Genomic DNA, 19,674 nt, shown 5'->3' with positions numbered 1-19,674 from the left:
CGCACCGGGCGCGATTGTTGAATTTCGTGTCTTACGCCATTAATACACTATGCGAAGGGCCGGACAGGCGGCCCGCGAGGAGCGAAAAGCAGGTATGGCCACGAATCAGACCGCCACGGCGACCGAAACCGACCTGGAACTGACCCCGCCCGATCCGGTGCCGCAGGTCGCCCCGGAAAAGGCCGCCGGCCTGGTGCCGGTGAGCGAGGAGAAGAAATCAAAGCTGGACGAGAAAGTCGACGCCTTTGTCGCCGATCTCGTTTCGGTGGACGCCAATTCGCCCGAATTCGGAACCAAGGTCGACCAGATCACCAATATGGGCCGCAAGGAGATCATGGCCGCCTCGCAGCATTCGAACCGCTTTCTCGACCGCCCGGTCCGGGCGATGGACAAGGACGAAGGGGTCGGCGCCAATCTGGCCGAGCTGCGCCGCACGGTGGAAGAGCTGGACCCCTCGCGCCGGGGCAAGCTGACGGGGCCGAAAAAGCTGCTCGGCATCATTCCCTTCGGCAACAAGCTGAACGACTATTTCCGCAGCTACCAGAGCGCGCAGACGCATATCCAGGAAATCCTGTCCAAGCTCGCCAACGGCAAGGACGAGCTGCTGATGGACAATGCCGCGATCGACGTCGAGCGTGCCAAATTGTGGGAAGCAATGGGCAATCTGGAACAGATGATCCACATTTCCCAGACGCTCGACCAGCGGCTGGAGGACAAGGCGGCGGAACTCGACGCGACCGACCCGGCCAAGGCCAAGGCAATCCGCGAGACCGCGCTGTTCTACGTCCGCCAGCGGACGCAGGACCTGCTGACGCAGATGGCGGTCAGCGTGCAGGGCTATCTCGCGCTCGACCTGGTGAAGAAGAACAACGTCGAACTGGTGAAAGGCGTCGACCGCGCCAGCACGACGACGGTAAGCGCGCTGCGCACGGCGGTGACGGTGAGCGAGGCGATGACCAACCAGCGGCTGGTGCTGCAGCAGATCACCGCGCTCAACGACACGACCGCCGGGATCATCGATTCGACCAGCACGATGCTGCGCGAACAGACCGGCAAGATCCACGAGCAGGCGGCGTCGAGCACGATCCCGCTGGAAACGCTCCAGCGCGCGTTCCAGAACATCTACGACACGATGGACGAAGTCGACCAGTTCAAGCTGCGCGCGCTCGATTCGATGAAGCAGACGGTGACCGCGCTGGGGCAGGAGGTCGAGAAGTCGAAAGGCTATATCGCACGGGCCGAAGGGCAGGCGCAGGCGCAGGCCAAAGTCGGTTCCGAACCCTCGCTCCTGGCTCTGGAAAGCTAGGGCCGGGCATGGCGGACACGACACGGGACAGCGATGCCATCCTCGCCGATGCGCGCCGCTCGCTGGCGGAAAACCGCGCCGGCGGGTATCATCGGCGCGCTTCGATCGGGCGCGGATCGGCCGATCTGAAGACGCGCCACCTGGTCGGCAAGATCAAGCGTATCGTGCTCGCCGTCGGGGCCATCGTCGTGGCCGCGATGGTCGCCGGGCTGATCGTCGGCGGGATCGGCTTTGCCGGGGTCATGCTGACGGCCCTTGCGATCGTGATCGCGGTCGGGGTCTTCGCCGCCTTCCCGAAAATCAAGGTGCCCCGGCGGGCCGAGCTGAACAAGGGCAGCGCGCGCGAGCTGGTCGGGCGGACCGAGCTGTGGCTCGAACACCAGCGCCCCGCCCTGCCCCCGCCGGCGGCGAAGATCGTCGACGATCTCGGCGTGCAGCTCGATGCCCTGGGGCTCCAGCTCGAAACGGTGGACCAGGACCATCCGGCGGTGCGCGAGGTGCGCCAGCTCGTCGGCGAACACTTGCCCGAGATGATCGATTCCTATCGCAAGGTGCCCGCGCACTTGCGCGGCGAGGAACGCGCCGGCGCCACGCCCGACGCGCAGCTGGCCGAAGGGCTGGGCCGGATCAGCCGCGAAATCGATTCGGTCACCCGGCAGTTGGCCGACGGCGCGCTCGACGATCTCGCCGTGCGGCACCGCTATCTCGATTACCGCTACGGCGAAGGCGCTGGAAAGGACGAAAGCTGATGCGCGTCGCGATCCCGCACGATCTTCCGCGCGAAACCGTGCGCGAACGGATGCGCCGCCGCAGCCACGAGATCGCCGGCCATATCCCCGGCGGCATGGCCGAAGTGACCACCGACTGGCCGAGCGAGAACCGCATGACCATGCGGATCAGCGCGATGGGCCAGAACCTCGACGGGCGAGTCGATATCGAGGAAAGCGAGCTGGTGTTCGAAATCGACCTCCCGCCCGCGCTCGGCTTCCTCGAACCGATGATCGCGGGCGCGGTGCGCCAGCAGGGCCAGAAGCTGATCGGCAAGGGCTGACGCGCCCGGCGCTTGCGTCGTCGCGCCCTGCCGGCCGGTGGGGCGCGGAACGGGCGGCGTTGGGGCAGGGGCCCCTCCGTCAGCCGCTTGCGCGGCTGCCACCTCCCCAACGCAAGTCGTTGGGGAGGAACGGTCCCGGCCTCACCCATTCCTCCCCATCGTCTTGCGATGGGGAGGGGGACCGCGCGCGAAGCGCGTGGTGGAGGGGCCTTGTCCCAACCGCGCCACCCGCTCCCACCCGCCGATAGAACCCTGCCCCCCGCCTCCCGGGCGGGCAACCGCCCCACCTGCTCCTACCTGCCCCAACAGCAACAAATCGGCACGTCGATCTTGACATTGCGAACCATTTGGGTTATGCACACCCCCGCCCGGTGGGCCTCAACGCCGGGCAACGAGGATCGGGGCCTGCGCCTTGTCGACGGCGACAGGTCTCTATTCCGCCGGCGCGGACAGGGGCTTCCCTTCCCGCTCACGGCGGCGCGGCCGGTGCGGCTGGCGTGCGATGCATTCGGGCTCGGGCGTTGATCTCCCATGGAGCCGGAAGCTCGCTCCCTTCCGCCGGAAGCCGGGATATGGATGTTGGCGGTGTCTGCCCGTTGCCCTTGCGAACCCGGCGATCAGCCCCGGGTCTCCCGGCAGCGGCTCACCCGCACGTTGGCGTGGCCGATCAGCCACGGGGCATGGGCGGACTTTTGGCGAGTCCCGGCCGTCCGCGCCCGCCAGTCCCGGAAATCGAGGGATCGAACCGGGCCCCACCGCGGCGGCGGCGGGCAAGCGGATGTGTGCGGCGAACCTCACGCCGTGGCGCGTCCGTCGGTCGTTCGCGAATAAACCGCCAACCGCCCGACCCGCGCGCACGCCGCCTGGCGTGCCGCACCGGCCGCGCGATCCGAGTTCCAGGCGTCACGCATCCGGGTTCGCCGCCGGAGGATGCGGCGTGGACGCGCTCATGCCGGCGCAGACGCAGGGGCGGGGGAAGCCTCAGTCCGGCCGTTCGCCGTCCCGGCGCGGTTCTTTCTGTGATCGCGGCGTAAGTCCCCCCGTCGCTCTCGCGCAACTCCCCCCTGTCATCGCCGGGCGATTCGCTCTGTCATCGCCGGGCGATTCGCTCTTCCAGCCCCAAGCGATTCCCTCTGTCATTCCCGCACAACTCTCTCTGTGTCATCCCCGCGAAAGCGGGGATCCATTGTCCGGCGGCAGAAGCTGGATCCCCGCTTTCGCGGGGATGACAAGAGGTGGGGGCAAGGGCCGGATGACAATGCGCAGGGATGGCAAGGGGCGCGGCTGACAAAGGGCGGGATGACAAGGGGCACGAATGGCAAACGGGCACCGCCGCCAAAAGCGGGCACGCCGCGCCTCCCTCCCCATTCTGCGACGCCCCTGCGGGCGGTTCTTCTCAGCCGGCACCCGTCAGCAGGATCGAGATGCGCCGGTTGCGCGGGTCCTGCGGGTTGTCGCCGACCAGCGGCTCGCGGTCGGCCACGCCCTCGATCCGGCGGAAGCGCCGTTCGCCGATGGCGTTGCGCATCAGCGCCTGGCGCGTCGCCTCCGCCCGGCCGGCCGAGAGCGACCAGTTGTTCGCCTGGGCCCCGCTCTTCCACGGCAGGGCATCGGTGTGCCCGCGGATGGTCAGGGTCCCCGGCTCGGGCCGCAATGCCTCGGCAATGACGTCGAGCAGCTTGCGCGCGTCGGGCGTCAGCACCGTGGTGCCGAGCACGAACATCGAAAAATCGGCATCGTCGACCAGGTCGATCCGCACGCCTTCGGTGGTGTCGACCATCCGCACCTGGCGCATCAGGCGGCGCAGGCTGCGGTCGCTCTGCACTTCCGCCTCCACCCGTTCGCGCATCCGGCGCACGCGGTCGAGCGCTTCCTTCTGCCCCCCGGCCGCATCGCGCGGGACGGTAAGCGTGCGCCGCCCGGTCTGCGCGGCGCGATGCGGGTAGTTGTCGGGATCGACCAGCGAAGCCCCGCCCAACAACCCGTCCGACCCGGCGCTCTGTTCCTTCAGCTTGACAAGCGTGGGGGTGAAATAGTCGGCCAGCCCCTTGCGCTGCGCCTCGGTCGTCGAACCGAGCAGCCACAGCAGCAGGAAGAAGGCCATCATCGCGGTCACGAAATCGGCATAGGCCACTTTCCACGCGCCGCCGTGATGGCCGCCGCCTTCGACGACGGTGATCTTCTTGACGATGATCGGCGCCGGGTCGTTGCGCCCTGCCCCGCCGGGAGCGGCCATTACCGCCCCCTCAGGCTATCGAGCAGTTCCGACAGGCCGGGGCGGAACGCATGGCCGAGGCCCGAACGCGCGCTTTCGACCACCAGCGGCTGCGGATAGCCGTTGAGCGAGGCGATCATCACCTGCTTGACCGCGTGGAATATCTGCTCGTCCTGGTCGATGATCTGCTTCAGCCGGCTCGCCAGCGGGCCGACCACGCCATAGGACAGCAGCACGCCCAGGAACGTGCCGACCAGCGCCGAGCCGATCATGCCCCCCAGCACCGCGGGCGGCTGGTCGATCGATCCCATCGTCTTGACCACGCCCAGCACCGCGGCGACGATCCCCAGCGCGGGCAGCGCGTCGGCCAGCGATTGCAAGGCGTGCTGCGGCTCGCGCATTTCGTGGAACTGCGTCTTCATCGCATTGTCCATCACGTCTTCCACCGCGTGGGTTTCCAGCGTGCCCGACGATACGACCAGCAGGGTGAGCGTGTCGCAGATCAGCGCGGTCAGCGCGCGGTTGGCGAGAAGGTTCGGGTATTCGGCGAAGATTTCCGAATCCTGCGGGTTCTCGACATGGCTTTCCAGCGCGATCGGGCCTTCGGTCCGCATCAGCTTCATCAGCCGGGTGGTCAGCGCGATCGCGTCGATATGATCCTGCCGCGAATGGCGCGGCCCCTTGAAGATCTTCACGAACGAGGTGCCGATGGCCTTCAGCTCGTGCAGCGAATTGCCCGCGATCAGGGCGCCGATCGCGGCGCCGCCGATAATCATCATCTCGTGCGGGACGGCCTCCATCACGGGGCCGAGCGCGCCGCCGGTGAGGGCGAAGCCGCCGAACACCATGACCAGCAGGACGACGATACCGATTGCAGCGTACATCTGTCTTGAACCCCTGTTAAAAGCCGTCTCAGCGCATCATGTCGAACAGCGAGAGCCCCGCGAGCCGGACGAAACTCGCCTGGCTCGCCTCGAGCACGGTGGTCACTTCCTGCAGCCGGGTCATCGTCACCGCCAGATCGGCGCCGCCCACGGCGAGCTGCTCGTCCGCCACCCGTTCCGACGCGGCGGTCCGGCGGTCGTCCATCACCTCGACCCAGCCCATCCGCGCACCGACCACGGTTTGCGCGGTCGTGACTTTCTCCAGCCCGGCGGCGAGCCCGTCGAGCGCGGTGCGGCTGGCCCCGGTCTGGTCGGCGCCGCTGCGCAAGGCGGTGGCAAGATCGCCCAGAACGGCGAAGAAATCGGTCGGCGTCCCGTCGACTTCGAACGAAAAGACTTCCGGCCCGGTCAGCCCGGGCACGACCGATTGCCCGTCGCCCAGGTCGACCGCGTCCTTGCTCGCGGTGCCGACATAGGCGACGCCGCCCGGCCCTTTCTCGTAAGCCGCGCCGGTCGCCTGCCCGCCGAACAGCGCATGGCCCGCGCTGTTGCGGCCATTGGCGATAAGCAGTGCGGCATCCTGCAGGTTTTCGATCTCGCTCGCGATGGAGGCGCGCTGGGCGCTGCTCAACGTCTCGCTCGCGGCATGGGTCGCAAGCTCCTGCGCGCGGATCGCCAGATTGGCGAGCGCGCCCAGCGCATCGTCGGTCATCGCAAGATCGTTCGACGCGACGTCCGAATTGCGCTGGTCGACTTCGGCCAGCCGCTCGCTGCGCGCGAGCGTGCGCAGGCGCGCCGCGGCCACCGGGTCGTCGGACGAGCGCGACAGGCGCTGCCCGGTCCCCATCTGCTGCTGCAGCTTTTCGGCCTCGGCGCGGAGCGAACCGACCTGGCGCGTGGCGCGTTCGTAGAATGCGGAAGTGCTCAGGCTGATCATCGCGTCACCTCAATCCCAGCACGGTGTCGAAAATATCGCTCGCCACCTGCATCGCCCGGCCGGAGGCCTGGAAGGCCTGCTGGAAGCGCATCAGGTTCGCGGCTTCGGTATCGAGATCGACCCCGGCCTGCTGTTCCAGCGAAATGCGCGCGGACGAGGCGATCGCGTCGAGCGCGTCGCGCGTGACCCGGCGGCCCGAAACCGCGCTGGAGACATCGAACAGCAGCCCGTTGGCCGTCCCGGCGAGGTCGGCGGTGCCCAGCGCCTGACGCAATGCGGCAAGGTTCGATCCGTCGATGCTGCCTGCCGGCGCGCCGGCCGGGGCGGTCGCGATCGCGCTGCCCTGCGTGGCGACGACGCGGATTCCGGCCGCGCCGGCGCCGGCGAAGATCGGCTGGCCCGGGCTGCCGTCGAAAGCGACCCCGTTCGCCTGCGCGGCATTGACCGTTCCGGCAACCTCGTCGGCCAGGGTGTCGAGCCGCGCGCGCACGCCGGTCGCCGATTCGAGCGCGAGCGCGGCGCCCGCCAGCGAACCGCCGGCCGGCGCAATGTCGGCGCCGCCGAGCTGGAAGGCGATCGTCCCGTCTGCCGCTTCGGTCATCGTCAGCGCCGCCGACTGTCCGCCGTCGACCATCGTCGAGCCCCCGGTGGTGACCGTAACGGCGCCGTCCGGGGCGAAGCTGGTGGAGATATCGACGATCCCGCTCATCTTCTCGAGCAGGGCGTCGCGCTGGTCGAGCAGGCTGGCGCGGTCGCTGCTGCCTTCGCCCGCGCGCGAAAGGCGCAGGTTCACGCGGGCCAGTTCCTCGCCGATCACATTCGCTTCTTCGACCGCGGCGGCGGCGTCGAAGCGCAGCCCCTCGCCCGCGGCGTCGAGCGAATCGACCGCGATGTTGAACTTGCTGGCCAGCGTATCCGCCCCGGCCAGGACCGCGGCGCGCAGCGAGGGATTGCCCGGGTCGCCGGACAACTGCTGCAGCGCGGCCTCGAACTCGACGATCGAATCGTAGATCCCCGACTGCTCGACCGCGGCCTCGATATTCTCCAGCCCGCGCAGCTCGGTATTCGCGCGCTCCAGATCGCTGTTCGTGCGGCGCACTTCGGCCTGGCGGAACATGTCGGCGTTCCGGTGAATGCCGGAAACCCGCGCGCCCGACAGCGAAATGTCGCCGATGCGGCCCTGCCCGCCCGCCGCCGAAACCTCGGACATGCGCGCGCTGCGCCGGACATATCCGTCGCTCGAGGCATTGGCGATGTTCTGCGCCGTGACGTCGAGCGCCGCGCGCGCCGCGCGGGCGCCGCTGGCCGCGATGGAAAGAAGGTCGGACGCCATGGCTCAGCCTCCCTCCGGTCCGACGAAGCGCGCGAGCTGCGCCTCGATCGTCGCGGCGAGGCCCAGCGCGCCGGTGCCGGAAGCCAGTTCGGCAAAGCGCGCGTCGCGCATTTCGCGGAAAGTCTCCTCGCCGCTGCTGCCGAACAGGTCCTCGCCGCCGAAATCGGCCTTGTCCGCAGCGGCGAGCATCTGGCGCACGAAGATCGCCTCGAACTGGCGGGCCGCTTCGGCCAGCCGCTCGCGCTCGGTCCCGCCCGGCGCGCTGGCCGAAACGATCGCCGGGTTGGCCTGCGACAGGGTGATCGCGTCCGTCATATCACCACCATTTCCGCCTTGAGCGATCCCGCCTGCTTGAGCGCTTCGAGGATCGCGACGAGGTCCGGGGGCGACAGGCCGAGCATGTTCAGCCCGTCGACCAGTTCGGCCAGCGATGCGCCCGGTTGCAGCATCGTCACCCGATCGCCTTCCTGATAGGCGTCGATCGCCGTGTCCTGCTCGACCGCCGTTTCGCCGTCGCTAAAGGGGGCGGGCTGAACCACCGTGGGGTTCTCGTCGATCCGCACGACCAGGCTGCCGTGGCTGATCGCGGCGGGCGCCAGGCGCACCGCGCTGGAGATCACGACCGTTCCGGTGCGGCTGTTGACGATCACCCGCGCGGCCGCTTCGGCCGGGTCGATGTCGAGCATTTCGATGTCGGCCATGATCCCGGCCCGCTGGTTGGCGCCGCCGGGCAGCCGCAGCGCCAGGGTCACGCCGTCTTCCACCTGGGCCATGCCGGGATAGCGCGCGTTGATCGCGTCGCGCACCCGCGTGGCGGTGAGGAAATCGGCCTGGTAGAGGTTCCAGCGCAGGACGTCGGACGTCTCGAACCCGGTGGCGACCGCGCGCTCGACGCTGGCCCCGTCGGGGATGCGGCCGACGGTGGGCACGTTGACGGTCAGCCTGGACCCGTCGCGGCCCGACACGCCGAGCCCGCCGACCGCCAGATTGCCCTGCGCCATGGCGTAGATCTGCCCGTCGGCGCCATAGAGCGCGGTGAGGATCAGCGCCCCGCCGCGCAGCGACTTGGCCTTGCCGATCGCCGAGACGGTCACGTCGAGGCGCTGGCCCGGCTTGGCAAAGGCAGGCAGGTCCGCCGTCACCATGACGGCGGCGGCGTTCTTCAGCGCCGGGTTGACCCCGGGCGGCAGCTGCAGTCCGAAGCGGTCCGACACCCCGCGCATGGCCTGGGTGACATAGGCGAAGTTGTCGTCGCCCGTCCCGTCGAGGCCGACGACGATGCCGTATCCGGTCAGCTGGTTGGAACGGACCGACTGGAACGTGCCCAGGTCGCGCACGCGCTCGGCCGAAGCCGGGGCGGCGGCGAGGGCCGCGAATGCCGCAAGGGCGAGAAGGATGATCCGGGTCATGGCGTCCCTCAGAACGGTGTCACGAAATTGAAGAATTTCGACAGCCAGCCTTCGCGGCTGGCGCGCTGGACCGCGCCCTTCCCGGCATAGGCGATCCGGGCGTCGGCGATCCGGTGCGACGGGATGCGGTTGTCCTGGTCTATATCCGACAGGCGGACGATGCCCGACAGCTGGACCCATTCCTCGCCCTGGCTCAACTCCATGACTTTCTCGCCGCGGACCAGCGCGGTGCCGTTGGGGCGGACTTCGGCGATGGTCACGGTGATGTCCCCTCTGAAAACGCTGGTCTGCGAGGCGTCGCCCTGCCCCTTGAACGACGACTGGCCCGAAGGATTAAGGATATTCGGATTGAACGAGAGCGGGCCCGCGCTGGGGGGAGTCAGCGAAAAGCCGCCGTCGCGCTGGGTGTTGGAACTGGCCGACTTGCTGGTCTGCGTGCGTTCCATCAGCACCACGGTGACGAGATCGCCGACGCGGCTGGCGCGGTTGCCGTTGTACAGCGGGGTGAAGCCGCCGGTCGGCTGGAAGATCGCGCCATTGGCGGGCGCCGCCGCGAGCGGCGCGGGCGCGGGCGGCAGCGCGGCCTGGAAACCGGCGGCGCGCTCGCCCCCGCAGGCGGCGAGCGCCAGCGCGCAGGCGGCCAGCGGGGCGGATCGCACGGCGCTTCGGGCGGCGGGTCGGGTGAAGACTGTCGGGTTCATCGCCTGGCTCATAATGTCTGGTTGGCGTTGCGCAGCATCTCGTCGACCGACGAGACCATCTTCGAATTGATTTCGTAGGCGCGCTGGCATTCGATCATGTCGACCAGCTCCTCCACGATGTTGACGTTGGAGGCCTCCAGCATCCCCTGACGGATATTGCCGCGGCCCAGTTCGCCCCCGGCGCCGAGCTGCGCCGCGCCGCTGGCGGCGGTTTCGACCAGGAAGTTGTCGCCGATCGCGCGCAGGCCGGCGGGATTGGCGAACGCGGCGACCTGGAGCTGGCCCAGCTCGGCCGGCTCGGCATCCCCGGCCACCATCGCCGAAACGATGCCGTCGGGGGATACCGAGATCGACGACGCCCCTTCGGGAACGGTGATCGCCGGCTGGACGACGTAGCCCTGCTGGGTGACGAGCTGCCCTTCGGCCGAGCGGGTGAAATTGCCCGCGCGGGTATAGCCGAGCTGCCCGCCGGGCAGTTCGACCTGGAAATAGCCGTCGCCGTCGAGCGCGAGATCGAGCGCATTGCCCGTCGTGCTGAGCGCGCCCTGGGTGACGATCTGGCTGGTCGACTGGACTGCGACGCCGGTGCCGAGGTTGAGCCCGGTGGCATAGGCCGTTTCGCCCGAAGACCGCTGCCCGGCAACGCGCGCATCCTGATAGGCGAGCGTCGCGAAATTGGCGCGATCCTTCTTGAAGCCGGTGGTGCCGACGTTCGCGAGGTTGTTGGCGATCACGCGCATCCGCGCGTCCTGCGCCTCGAGCCCGGTGCGGGCCACCTGGAGAGCGGAAGTTGGCATTGGCTGTTCCTTTCGTCAGCGGGTTTCTTCGGCGGCTGGCTCAGCCCAGGCGCAGGAGTTGCGCGCCCGACTGGTCGCAGTCGCGGGCGGTCGCGATGAGCTTGCTGCGCATGTCGAACAGGCGCTGCGCATCGATCATCTCGACCAGCACTTCGGTGGGTTTCACATTGGATTGTTCCAGCGCGCCGGTGATCACGCTGGCTTCGGCATCGGCCGGGAGCACGCCCCCGCCCTCCACGCGAAACAGGCCGTCCAGCCCCTTGGCGATCGGGCTGCCCTGCCATCCGGCGAGCTTGATCCGCCCGACTTCGACCGGGGGCTGGTCGGGCACGGCCGGGTCGCTCACGCTGACCACGCCGTCGGGCGCGATCGCGACTTTTGCCCCCAGCGGCACCGTGATCGGCCCGGCCTCGCCCAGCACCGGCCGGCCCTCGCCGTTCACCAGCGCGCCGGTGGGCGAGATCGAAAGATCCGCACGCCGCGTATAGGCTTCGGTCCCGTCCATCGCCTGGACCGCCATCAGCGCATCGCCCTGGATGAACAGGTCCAGCTCGTGCCCGGTGCGGATCATTTCGCCTGCGCTCATCGTCGCACCGCGCACCTGCGCGCGCTGCATCGCCCGCACGTCCAGCGTCTCGCCATCGACCGTCACCGGCCGCTGGTCGATCAGCTCGGCACGGAAGCCAACCGTCTGGGCGTTCGCCATATTGCTGGCGATCACCCGCTGGCGCTCCATCGAGGCGTTCATGCCGCTCAGCGCGGTGTAGATCAGGCGGTCCATCGGATCAGCTCCGCAGGTTGATGACCGTCTGCGAAATCTGGGTCGCGGTGTCGATCGCCTTGGCATTCGCCTGGAAGTTGCGCTGCGCGGTAATCAGGCCGACCAGTTCCTCGGCGATGTCCACGTTCGACCGCTCGATCGAACCCGACATCAGCGAGCCGTATTGCCCGGTGCCCGGCGAACCGTAGTTGGCCGGCCCCGAAATCCCGGTCGCTTCCCAGTTCGACGAGCCGATCTGCTTGAGGCCGGTCGGCGTGATGAAGGATGCGAGCGCGACGCTGCCGACCGCCTCGGTCGAACCGTCGGCATAGGAGGCCGAGACCAGGCCGTCCTCGCCCACGACGACGCCGACATATTCGGCGCCCGCCGCATTGGTCGGCGCGATCTGCGCATCGACCGGGGTGGTCGAAGTGACCGCGCCGCTGGCGTCGGTCGGGAAGACCTGCAGGCGGTTGGGGCCGCCGTCGGTGATGAAGCCCGCCTCGTCGACGCCGAAGGCGCCGTTGCGGGTATAGACCGTGTTGCCGCTGTCGGCCGAGCGCATCGCGAAGAAGCCGTCGCCGGTGATCGCGAGATCGAGCGCGCCGCCGGTCTGTTCGATCGGGCCGAGGCCGAAGTTCTGCGTGATCCCTTCCACGGTCGCGCCGATGCCCTTGATCATCCGCGGGTCCGACTGCGCGGAGCCGGCGACGATGTCGGCGAACTGGGTGCTGCCCTTCTTGAAGCCGTTGGTTTCGACGTTGGCGATATTGTGGGCGATGACGCCCAGCTCGGTCTGCGAATTCTTCAGGCCGTTCAGCGAAGTGTAGAAAGACATTGCCGTGTGCTCCTGTGCATCATTCGGTGGGGTTCGTGGCCGCCTGCGCGGCCGCGAGAGCATCGAGCTTGTCCGAAATGCCCTGCAGCGTTTCGTTCATCTCGGTGATCCCGGAAAGCGAGGAGAACTGGGCCATCTGCGCCAGCATCTCCTTGTTATCGACCGGGTCGAACGGGTCCTGCTGCTGGACCTGGACGGTCAGCAGACGGAGGAAGTCGGCCTGGCCGAGCGAGGCGTAGTCGCGCCCCGTGGCGGCAGAGCCGGCCGCCATCGCGGCGGCATCGGAAGTGGCTGCTACGCTTGTCATTTCATCCTCATCGTTTCGAGCATCAGTTGCTTGGCGGTGGACAGCGCCTCGACCATGTTCTGGTACTGGCGCGAGGCTTCGAGCATCTCGACCATCTCGGCGTTCTCATCGACCGGGCTGGCCCAGACATCGCCGTTTTCGTCCGCCAGCGGGTGGCCCGGCTCGTGCCGGCGCACCGGCGCGACATCGGCGCGATAGACGCCGTCGACGCGCACAGTGCTCATCCCGCTCGCGGCGTCGAGCTGTTCGGCGAAGACCGGGCGCAGCGGGCGGTAGGCCTCCTGCTCGCTGGCAGCGACGCTGCCGGCGTTGGCGAGGTTGGACGCGGCCGCGTTCATCCGCACCATCTGGGCGGACATGGCGCGCTGGCCGAGTTCGAAAAGCGTCATCGGGCCGGCCATCGTCACTCGCCCTTGATCGCGCGGGTGAGCGTTTCGACCCGGCCGCGCAGAAAACCCAGCGTGGCGGTATAGGCGACGGCGTTCTCGGCAAAGGCGGCCTGCTCGGTCGCCATTTCCACCGTATTGCCGTCGAGGCTGGGCATGACCGGGACGCGGTAGCGCGTGGCGGAACCGATCGCCCGCTCGTCGCCCGCCCCGCCCAGCTTCGCCTCCAGCGCGGCGGCGAAATCGATGTCGCGCGCCTTATATCCGGGCGTCGCCGCATTGGCGATGTTCGATCCGAGCATGCCCATGCGCTGCGCCCTGATCTCCAGCGCCGCACCGTGAATTCCGAAAAGGCCTTCGCTCATGACAGTCTCCTGACGTGTTCGCTGCCCTTTCAGCAAAGAGCGTGCCAGTTTCGGTCCGCGGGACCGTTTGCCGGGGGCGCGGCAGCGAAGGCCGGCAAGCGCTTGCCGGTTGCGGCAAATGTCCGCCGGGGGCTGAATTGCCCGCGCGACAGGGCGTTCTTTCGGTTCGAGGAGATATCGATGAACGTCCTGCAATTGCTCGATCCCGTTTCGCTCGCGATCGTTTTCGGCGGCACTCTGGCGGCGACCCTGCTTCGCTGCGGCTGGCGCGACACGCGCACGGCGCTGATCGCCCTGGCGCAGCTGCCCAACCGCCCGTTCGACAGCGCGCGCGTGCGCGCCGAGCTGGCGGCCCAGGTGCGCGAGATCGAGGAAGACGGCATCCTGCGCGCCGAACCGCACAGCTTCGGCGACGGCGAGTTCGACGATCTCAGCGACGCGCTGATCCGCCATCGTTCGATCAAGGCGCTGCACGACGAACATGCGCGCCACAGCAGCCGCCGCCGGACCGCCGCCGAAACCGCGACCCGCGTGCTTGGCGAAGCGGCGGAACTGGCGCCCGTGCTCGGGCTGGTCGGCACGCTCGTGGCGCTGGGGGGCTTCTCCGCCGCCGCGGGGGGCGACTATGCCCGCTCGATCGGGACCGCCGTGGTCACCACGCTCTACGGCCTCGTGCTCGCCAACTTCGTTTTCGGCCCGCTGGCCGGGGCCATCGCGCGCCGCGCCCGGGCCGAGGAAAGCGAGCGGGAGGCGCTGATCGCATGGCTCGCCGCGACCGTCGAACGCGCGATCCCGAGCGCGCCGCCCCCGCGCGACGCGGATACGGACGCGAAGGCGGCGGCATGATCGGCGCTTCCATCCGCGGCGGCTGGCAGACAACGCTCGCCGATCTGGCGATGATCCTGTTCATGGTCACCGCAGCGGCAATGGCCGAGCGGCCCGAGGCGGACGCCCGAACGGCACGCTCGGAACCGTCCCGGGCCGATGTGCCGGCCTTGCCCGCCAGCGGCGAACCGATCGCGATCTACCGCGCGGCGCCAGGCGCGCCACCGCTGGCCCAATGGCTGGCCGAACAGCCGCGCGATCCGCGCCAGAACCTCACGATCCTCGCCCGTCACGCCCCCGCCGGCGGCGAGCGGGCGGCTGCCGCGGCGCTGGCCCTGGCGCGCGAGGCGGGCAGGGCCGGGCACAGCGCGCGGATCGTGATCGAACCGGCGGAGCGCGACGATCTGAGCGCGGTTCTCGATTTCGACGGCCGGCAGGCAGACGCGGGGGAGACTGGCACGGCGATTGCAGGGCAGCGCGCGGACACGGCGCGCGATGCGCCCAGCGAAAGGTGATGTCATGCGACCCATTCGGACACTTCTCGCCGCCGGCGCGATCGCCGTCGCGGCCCCGGCCCTGGCGGCCGGATTTCACGATCTTTCGAGCATCGACCGCGAGGTCGAGCGCTTCACCGGCGCGCCGCAGGGCAGCGAGGGCGGCGCGCGGCTGCCGGTCGACCGCCGCCTGAAGCTGACCCAGTGCCCGACCCCGATCGCGCTCGAATGGTACGGCAGCGGCAACCGCACCGTGCTCGTGCGCTGCCCGGTCTCGGGCGGGTGGCGCCTGTTCGTGCCCGTTGCCGCCACGCAAGCCGCTGCGGCGCAGGCCCGGCCGGTCATCGCGCGCGGGGAATCGGTCTCGATCGCGATCCAGGGCAGAGGCTTTACCGTGTCGCGCCAGGGCGAGGCGCTGGAGGCCGGCGCGGTCGGCGAATGGATCCGCGTGCGCCCCGCGGGCGAGAAACGCGAAGCGATCCGCGCCCGCGTGATCCGGCCCGGCCGGGTCGGCATGGATTTGCCGTAGACCCCCTTAAACATCGCCCGCCGGCGCCGTTATCAATCCCGCTACAGCAACGGAGCGGACCGATGGATCGGATCGACATGCAGGCGGCAAACGGGATCGCGGCGCGGCTGAGGGCGCGCAGCGCCTCTCCCGTCGCGCAACCCGAACGGGTCAGGCCGACAGCCAACGAGGCCGACCAGGCCGGCGCCGCCGCGCTCGCCGCCGTCGCGCTGGCGAAAGGCGATGCGCCCGTCGACCACGAGCGCGTTGCCGCCATCCGCCAGGCGCTGGACAGCGGCACGTATTCTCTCGATCCGCGCAAGACCGCCGACGCGATGATCGCGGCGGGCTTCCTGCCGAGGAACACGAAATGACGACCGAACGGCCCCTGCGCGACACATTGCGGCAAATGCTTGCCCTTCTGGAAGACGAGCGGCAGGCGCTTGCCGGTCTCGACCTCGACGCGATCATGCAATCGTCTGACGGCAAGCTGGAGCTGTGCGAAGCGATCGAGCGCCAGGCCGACGGCCCGCTCGACGAGGAATGCCGCGGCCTGCTCGACGCGGTCGCGCGGCTCAACGCGGTCAATCGCAAGATCCGCAACCTGATCGCCGCCAATGTCGAGGCGCGCCTCGGCACGCTGGCCGGGCGGATCAGCCTTTACGGATCGGGCCGGCCCGCGGTTTCGCGCGAAGTTCCCTACTCCGCCTGAGCGTTCGGCACTGCCCGCGCGGCGAGAAAAGCCCGTTCTGGCACACCTCTTGCTTAAACTCCGGCGAGTTCAACCATGCCGGGGGCCATCTTGCCAGAGGTCACATCAGTTCAGCGCAGCCCGGCACAGGGCGACGCCGTCCAGGCGTCGATCGCCCGTGCCTCTGCCGCGACCGGAGTCGATTTCGACTACCTGCTCGCGCAGGCGAAGATCGAATCCAACCTGAAACCCGATGCGCGGGCGCGCACGTCCAGCGCATCGGGGCTTTACCAGTTCATATCCTCCACCTGGCTCGAGACGCTCGACCGCCATGGCCGCGCGCACGGGCTCGACTGGGCGGAAGCGGCGATCACCCGCGACGGCGGCCGCGCGGCGGTCGGCGATGCGGGTATGCGCTCGCAGATCATGGCGCTGCGTTTCGATCCCGAGGTCTCCTCGCTCATGGCGGCGGAGCTGGCGCGCGACAACGCCAGCGAGCTGCGCGGCTTCCTCGGCCGCGAACCCGACCATGCCGAGCTGTACCTCGCCCATTTCCTCGGCGCGGGCGGCGCCAAGAGCTTTCTCGGCGCGCTGCAGGACAATCCGCTGACGCCGGCGGCATCGCTGTTCCCCAAGGCGGCGCAGGCCAACGGGGCGATCTTCTACCAGGGCGGGCGGGCGCGCTCGGTCGGCGACGTGATGGAGCTGGTGCGCGGCAAGATCGAACGCGCCAAGGAAAGCGGCGCCCTTTCGCCCGAAATCGTTCCGGGGAACGCGGGCAGCGCCATGCCCGCCACCCCGGCGGCGGCCTTCATCCATGCCCGGCGCAGCTTTGCGAGCGAGCCGGAAGCGGTACCCTCCCGCCCCTCGATGGCCGAAACGCTGCGGGCGACTTTCGGCGGATCGGATGCCCTGGCCGGGCGCGCCGCGCGCCAGGTGGGTGAGGCCTATGGCAAGTTCAGGGCGTTCGGGCTGTGACCTGGCGTTCCTTCCTCACGCCCTCGATGGCGCTGCCGGTCGGCATTCTTGCGGTCATCGTGCTGATGGTCGTGCCGATCCCGGCGGCCATGCTCGACCTGTTCTTCGTCCTCAACATCGCGCTTTCGGTCGCGGTGCTGATGGCGGCGATGAATGCGGAAAAGCCGCTCGACTTCTCCTCCTTCCCCTCCGTCCTGCTGTTCGCGACGCTGATGCGCCTCGCGCTCAACGTCGCATCCACCCGCGTCGTGCTGATGAACGGGCACGAGGGGGAGGCTGCCGCGGGCAAAGTGATCGAGGCGTTCGGCGCCTTCCTGATCGGCGGCAACTTCGCGGTCGGCCTGTTCGTGTTCATGATCCTGATGATCATCAACCTGGTCGTGGTGACCAAGGGCGCGGGCCGCGTGTCGGAAGTCTCCGCCCGCTTCACGCTCGACGCCCTGCCCGGCAAGCAGATGGCAATCGACGCCGATCTCGCCGCCGGGCTGATGACGGCCGAGGAAGCCAAGGCCCGCCGGCGCGAGATCGCGACCGAGGCGGACTTCTACGGCTCGATGGACGGCGCCAGCAAGTTCGTGAAGGGCGACGCAATCGCCGCGCTGCTGATCCTGCTGGTCAACATCGTGGCCGGTTTCGTCCTCGGCATGGCGACCCACGGGCTGACCGCCGCCGAAGCGGGCCAGGTCTATGTCACGCTGGCGGTGGGCGACGCGCTGGTCGCCTCGATCCCGGCGCTGCTGCTGTCGATCGCGGCCGCGGTGATCGTCACCCGCGTGGCCGACTCGCGCGACCTCACCGGCCAGATCGGCGGCCAGTTGGCGGAGCCGGGCATCTGGCTGCCCGTCGCCTGCATTCTCGCCGCGATGGGGACGATCCCGGCCATGCCGCAATCGGTCTTCCTGCCGCTCGCCGCCGGGGCCTTCGCGCTCTGGCACATGCTCAGCCGGCGCAAGAAATTCGTGCCGGCGGAAGAGCCGGAGCCCGCGCCCGATGCCACCCGCATCGCGATCGAGGACGTGTCGGAACAGGCGCTGGTGACGGTCGAACTCGGCTTCGGCCTGGTCCACCTGGCGGACGAGAAGCGCGGCGCGCCGCTGGTCGCCCGGCTGACCGGGCTGCGGCGGCAGCTGTGCCAGGCCTTCGGCTTCGTCGTGCCGCAGTTCCGCATCAAGGACAGCTTCGACCTCGCGCCCGATTCCTACCGCGTGACGCTGGGCGGTGCGCCGCTCGGCACCGGCAAGCTGCGGGCCGACCGGATGCTGGCGATCGATACCGGCGAGGCCGGTCGCCTGGCCGAAATCCCGGGCGAGGCGACGCTGGACCCCAGCTTCGGCTGCCCGGCGATCTGGATCGAGCCGGCGACGCGCGACCTGGCCGTGGCCGAGGGATATCTGGTGGTCGACGCCGAAAGCGTCGTCGCCACCCACGTCAACCAGCTCCTCTCCGCCCGGCCGCAGGAACTGCTCGGCCCCGACCAGGTGCGCGAGCTGCTCGACATGGTCCGCGAGCGCAACGCGCAGCTGGTGGAAACGATCACGCCGCAGCCGCTTTCGCTGGCCGCGATCACCCGCCTGCTGCGCACGCTCCTGGCCGACGGGATCGCGCTCGCTCATCCGATTCCGGTGCTCTCCAGCCTGTCGCAGGCGGCGCAACAGACGACCGACCACGACAAGCTGGTCGACATGCTGCGCGCCGATCTCGGCCCGATGCTGGTCGGCAGCCTCTGCCCGCCCGACCAGCGCCTGCCCGTGATCACGCTGGCCGCGCAGCTTGAGGAAATGGTCGTCGGCGGGATGCAGGACCCGACCAGCGGCGCGATCGTGATCGAACCGGACCTGGCCCGGTCGATCGGCGAACGGATCGCGGCGATTCTGGCCGAGCGCCCGGCCGGCGCCGGCACCCCCGCTCTGATCGTGCAGCCCCGCGCACGCCGCCCGCTGGCCAGCCTGCTGCGGCTGCGCGCGCCGGGCTGCGCGGTGCTGTCGATCAACGAACTTCCCGTCTCCCAGCCGATCGAGGTGATCGCGGTTGTCGGGGGCGAAGACCAACCCGCTCCGCAGGCCGAACCGGCCGGACAGGCCGAACAGCCCGCGGCGGGCGCAGAGATGAGAACGGAGGCGATGGCCGCATGAAGCTCGATCATACCCAGTTCGCGGCAGCGGAAGCCTATCGCGGCAATGTCGGCGACCGGGTGACCCGGTTCCTGCCGATGGTCCGCAAGCTTGCCTGGCACCTGTCGGGCAGCGGCGGCCCGACGGTCGATGTCGAGGATCTGATTCAGGCGGGCCTGGTCGCGCTGACCGAATGCGCGCAGAAGCACGATTCGCCCAGCGACGACGGCTTTGCCGCCTATGCCAAGATGCGCGTGCGCGGCGCGATGGTGGACCTGCTGCGCAGCGCCTCGCCCGATTCGCGCGGCGCGCGCACGCGCCGGCGGATGCTTGAGACGACGCGGGCGAAACTGCGCCGCTCGCTCGACCGCGAGCCGTCGGCGCCCGAACTGGCCGAAGCGCTCGACATGCCGGTGAAGGATTTTCTCCAGTTCGAGCGCGATCTGGCGGAAACGCGGATCGCCTCGCTCGACGAATGCTATTCGGAAACCGACGGCGCCTTCGCCTCGGCCGAACCCGACGCCGAACGGCAGGTTCTCCAGCAGGAAGACCGCGAAAGCCTGATCGCGGCGCTCTCGGGCCTGGGTGAACGGCACCAGCTGGTGATCCAGCTCTATTTCGTCGAGGAACTCAACTTGTCCGAAATCGCCGCCGTTCTGGAAGTCAGCGTGCCGCGCGTGCACCAGCTCAAGGCCGCCGCGCTGGCGAAAATGCGCAAGGCGATGGCGGATGCGGATAGCGGGTCGGTTTGAATTTCTGCGATCAAGTGGAGGCGGCC

The 19,674-nt window shown here is 69.2% G+C and carries 24 protein-coding genes; 11 read left to right on the top strand and 13 right to left on the bottom strand.

What is annotated here, in order from left to right; translation table 11 throughout:
* Positions 1-94: 94 nt before the first annotated feature.
* From V5F89_RS06045 to V5F89_RS06035, 3 genes are read left to right on the top strand one after another with little or no spacing between them, the layout of a single operon-like run.
* Positions 95-1,306 (top strand): toxic anion resistance protein, encoded by a 1,212-nt coding sequence (locus tag V5F89_RS06045; protein ID WP_338447340.1) that lies wholly within the window; start codon positions 95-97, stop codon positions 1,304-1,306.
* Positions 1,307-1,314: 8 nt separating this feature from the next.
* Positions 1,315-2,055 (top strand): hypothetical protein, encoded by a 741-nt coding sequence (locus tag V5F89_RS06040; protein WP_338447339.1) that lies wholly within the window; start codon positions 1,315-1,317, stop codon positions 2,053-2,055.
* Positions 2,055-2,357, top strand: coding sequence for a polyhydroxyalkanoic acid system family protein (locus V5F89_RS06035; RefSeq protein ID WP_338447338.1), 303 nt, complete (start codon positions 2,055-2,057; stop codon positions 2,355-2,357). Before V5F89_RS06040 ends, V5F89_RS06035 begins: the two co-directional genes overlap by 1 nt.
* Before the next feature lie 1,396 nt (positions 2,358-3,753).
* Here V5F89_RS06035 and V5F89_RS06030 read toward each other — a convergent pair.
* The 13 genes from V5F89_RS06030 to flgB are packed head-to-tail and all read right to left on the bottom strand — an operon-like array spanning position 3,754 to position 13,289.
* Complete coding sequence (locus V5F89_RS06030; RefSeq protein ID WP_338447337.1) at positions 3,754-4,593, bottom strand: flagellar motor protein MotB; 840 nt, start codon at positions 4,591-4,593, stop codon at positions 3,754-3,756.
* Positions 4,593-5,456: a flagellar motor stator protein MotA gene (gene motA / locus V5F89_RS06025; RefSeq protein WP_338447336.1), complete on the bottom strand. Its 864-nt coding sequence runs from the start codon at positions 5,454-5,456 to the stop codon at positions 4,593-4,595. Before motA ends, V5F89_RS06030 begins: the two co-directional genes overlap by 1 nt.
* A gap of 28 nt (positions 5,457-5,484) precedes the next feature.
* Entirely contained in the window at positions 5,485-6,393 is a 909-nt protein-coding gene (locus tag V5F89_RS06020) for a flagellar biosynthesis protein FlgL (RefSeq protein WP_338447335.1), read from the bottom strand.
* Between the two features lie 4 nt (positions 6,394-6,397).
* Positions 6,398-7,726 (bottom strand): flagellar hook-associated protein FlgK, encoded by a 1,329-nt coding sequence (flgK, locus tag V5F89_RS06015; RefSeq protein ID WP_338447334.1) that lies wholly within the window; start codon positions 7,724-7,726, stop codon positions 6,398-6,400.
* Positions 7,727-7,729: 3 nt separating this feature from the next.
* The gene (locus tag V5F89_RS06010) at positions 7,730-8,041 is read right to left on the bottom strand and encodes a rod-binding protein (protein ID WP_338447333.1); all 312 of its coding nucleotides are present in this window, start codon (positions 8,039-8,041) and stop codon (positions 7,730-7,732) included.
* Positions 8,038-9,135 carry a flagellar basal body P-ring protein FlgI gene (locus V5F89_RS06005; RefSeq protein WP_338447332.1) on the bottom strand — a complete coding sequence of 366 codons (1,098 nt, stop codon included), beginning with the start codon at positions 9,133-9,135 and terminating at the stop codon, positions 8,038-8,040. The genes V5F89_RS06010 and V5F89_RS06005 overlap by 4 nt, the downstream gene beginning before the upstream one ends.
* An 8-nt stretch (positions 9,136-9,143) precedes the next feature.
* Positions 9,144-9,836, bottom strand: a complete 693-nt coding sequence (locus V5F89_RS06000; protein ID WP_338447331.1) for a flagellar basal body L-ring protein FlgH — start codon at positions 9,834-9,836, stop codon at positions 9,144-9,146.
* An 8-nt stretch (positions 9,837-9,844) separates the two neighbouring features.
* A complete protein-coding gene (gene flgG, locus V5F89_RS05995; RefSeq protein ID WP_338447330.1) occupies positions 9,845-10,633 on the bottom strand; it encodes a flagellar basal-body rod protein FlgG in 789 nt (262 codons plus the stop codon).
* Between the two features lie 40 nt (positions 10,634-10,673).
* Positions 10,674-11,414, bottom strand: coding sequence for a flagellar basal body rod protein FlgF (locus V5F89_RS05990; protein ID WP_338447329.1), 741 nt, complete (start codon positions 11,412-11,414; stop codon positions 10,674-10,676).
* 4 nt (positions 11,415-11,418) lie between these two features.
* Positions 11,419-12,231, bottom strand: a complete 813-nt coding sequence (locus tag V5F89_RS05985; RefSeq protein WP_338447328.1) for a flagellar hook basal-body protein — start codon at positions 12,229-12,231, stop codon at positions 11,419-11,421.
* A 19-nt stretch (positions 12,232-12,250) separates the two neighbouring features.
* Positions 12,251-12,538, bottom strand: coding sequence for a flagellar hook capping FlgD N-terminal domain-containing protein (locus V5F89_RS05980; protein WP_338447327.1), 288 nt, complete (start codon positions 12,536-12,538; stop codon positions 12,251-12,253).
* On the bottom strand, positions 12,535-12,939 hold the full coding sequence (flgC, locus tag V5F89_RS05975) for a flagellar basal body rod protein FlgC (RefSeq protein ID WP_338447326.1): 405 nt from the start codon (positions 12,937-12,939) through the stop codon (positions 12,535-12,537). The genes V5F89_RS05980 and flgC overlap by 4 nt, the downstream gene beginning before the upstream one ends.
* A gap of 2 nt (positions 12,940-12,941) precedes the next feature.
* The gene (gene flgB, locus V5F89_RS05970) at positions 12,942-13,289 is read right to left on the bottom strand and encodes a flagellar basal body rod protein FlgB (protein WP_338447325.1); all 348 of its coding nucleotides are present in this window, start codon (positions 13,287-13,289) and stop codon (positions 12,942-12,944) included.
* Positions 13,290-13,469: 180 nt separating this feature from the next.
* Between flgB and V5F89_RS05965 the strand changes: the two genes are divergently transcribed.
* The 8 genes from V5F89_RS05965 to V5F89_RS05930 all read left to right on the top strand — a co-directional run bounded on the left by V5F89_RS05965 (position 13,470) and on the right by V5F89_RS05930 (position 19,648).
* Positions 13,470-14,135 carry a MotA/TolQ/ExbB proton channel family protein gene (locus V5F89_RS05965; protein ID WP_338447324.1) on the top strand — a complete coding sequence of 222 codons (666 nt, stop codon included), beginning with the start codon at positions 13,470-13,472 and terminating at the stop codon, positions 14,133-14,135.
* Positions 14,132-14,629, top strand: coding sequence for a hypothetical protein (locus V5F89_RS05960; RefSeq protein WP_338447323.1), 498 nt, complete (start codon positions 14,132-14,134; stop codon positions 14,627-14,629). Before V5F89_RS05965 ends, V5F89_RS05960 begins: the two co-directional genes overlap by 4 nt.
* A 4-nt stretch (positions 14,630-14,633) precedes the next feature.
* The gene (locus V5F89_RS05955) at positions 14,634-15,137 is read left to right on the top strand and encodes a flagella basal body P-ring formation protein FlgA (protein WP_338447322.1); all 504 of its coding nucleotides are present in this window, start codon (positions 14,634-14,636) and stop codon (positions 15,135-15,137) included.
* 62 nt (positions 15,138-15,199) lie between these two features.
* Positions 15,200-15,490 carry a flagellar biosynthesis anti-sigma factor FlgM gene (locus V5F89_RS05950; RefSeq protein WP_338447321.1) on the top strand — a complete coding sequence of 97 codons (291 nt, stop codon included), beginning with the start codon at positions 15,200-15,202 and terminating at the stop codon, positions 15,488-15,490.
* Complete coding sequence (locus tag V5F89_RS05945; RefSeq protein WP_338447320.1) at positions 15,487-15,828, top strand: flagellar protein FlgN; 342 nt, start codon at positions 15,487-15,489, stop codon at positions 15,826-15,828. Before V5F89_RS05950 ends, V5F89_RS05945 begins: the two co-directional genes overlap by 4 nt.
* Positions 15,829-15,918: 90 nt before the next feature.
* Positions 15,919-16,785, top strand: a complete 867-nt coding sequence (locus V5F89_RS05940) for a lytic transglycosylase domain-containing protein (protein ID WP_338447319.1) — start codon at positions 15,919-15,921, stop codon at positions 16,783-16,785.
* A 26-nt stretch (positions 16,786-16,811) separates the two neighbouring features.
* Positions 16,812-18,917 (top strand): flagellar biosynthesis protein FlhA, encoded by a 2,106-nt coding sequence (locus tag V5F89_RS05935; protein WP_338447529.1) that lies wholly within the window; start codon positions 16,812-16,814, stop codon positions 18,915-18,917.
* Entirely contained in the window at positions 18,914-19,648 is a 735-nt protein-coding gene (locus tag V5F89_RS05930) for a FliA/WhiG family RNA polymerase sigma factor (RefSeq protein ID WP_338447318.1), read from the top strand. Before V5F89_RS05935 ends, V5F89_RS05930 begins: the two co-directional genes overlap by 4 nt.
* The last annotated feature ends 26 nt before the right edge of the window (positions 19,649-19,674 follow it).

Origin of the sequence: Pelagerythrobacter marensis (assembly GCF_036700095.1) — a bacterium.
Taxonomy (GTDB): domain Bacteria; phylum Pseudomonadota; class Alphaproteobacteria; order Sphingomonadales; family Sphingomonadaceae; genus Pelagerythrobacter; species Pelagerythrobacter marensis_A.
Note: the sequence above shows the minus strand (reverse complement) of the source record. Positions and strands in the feature narration are given on the sequence as shown.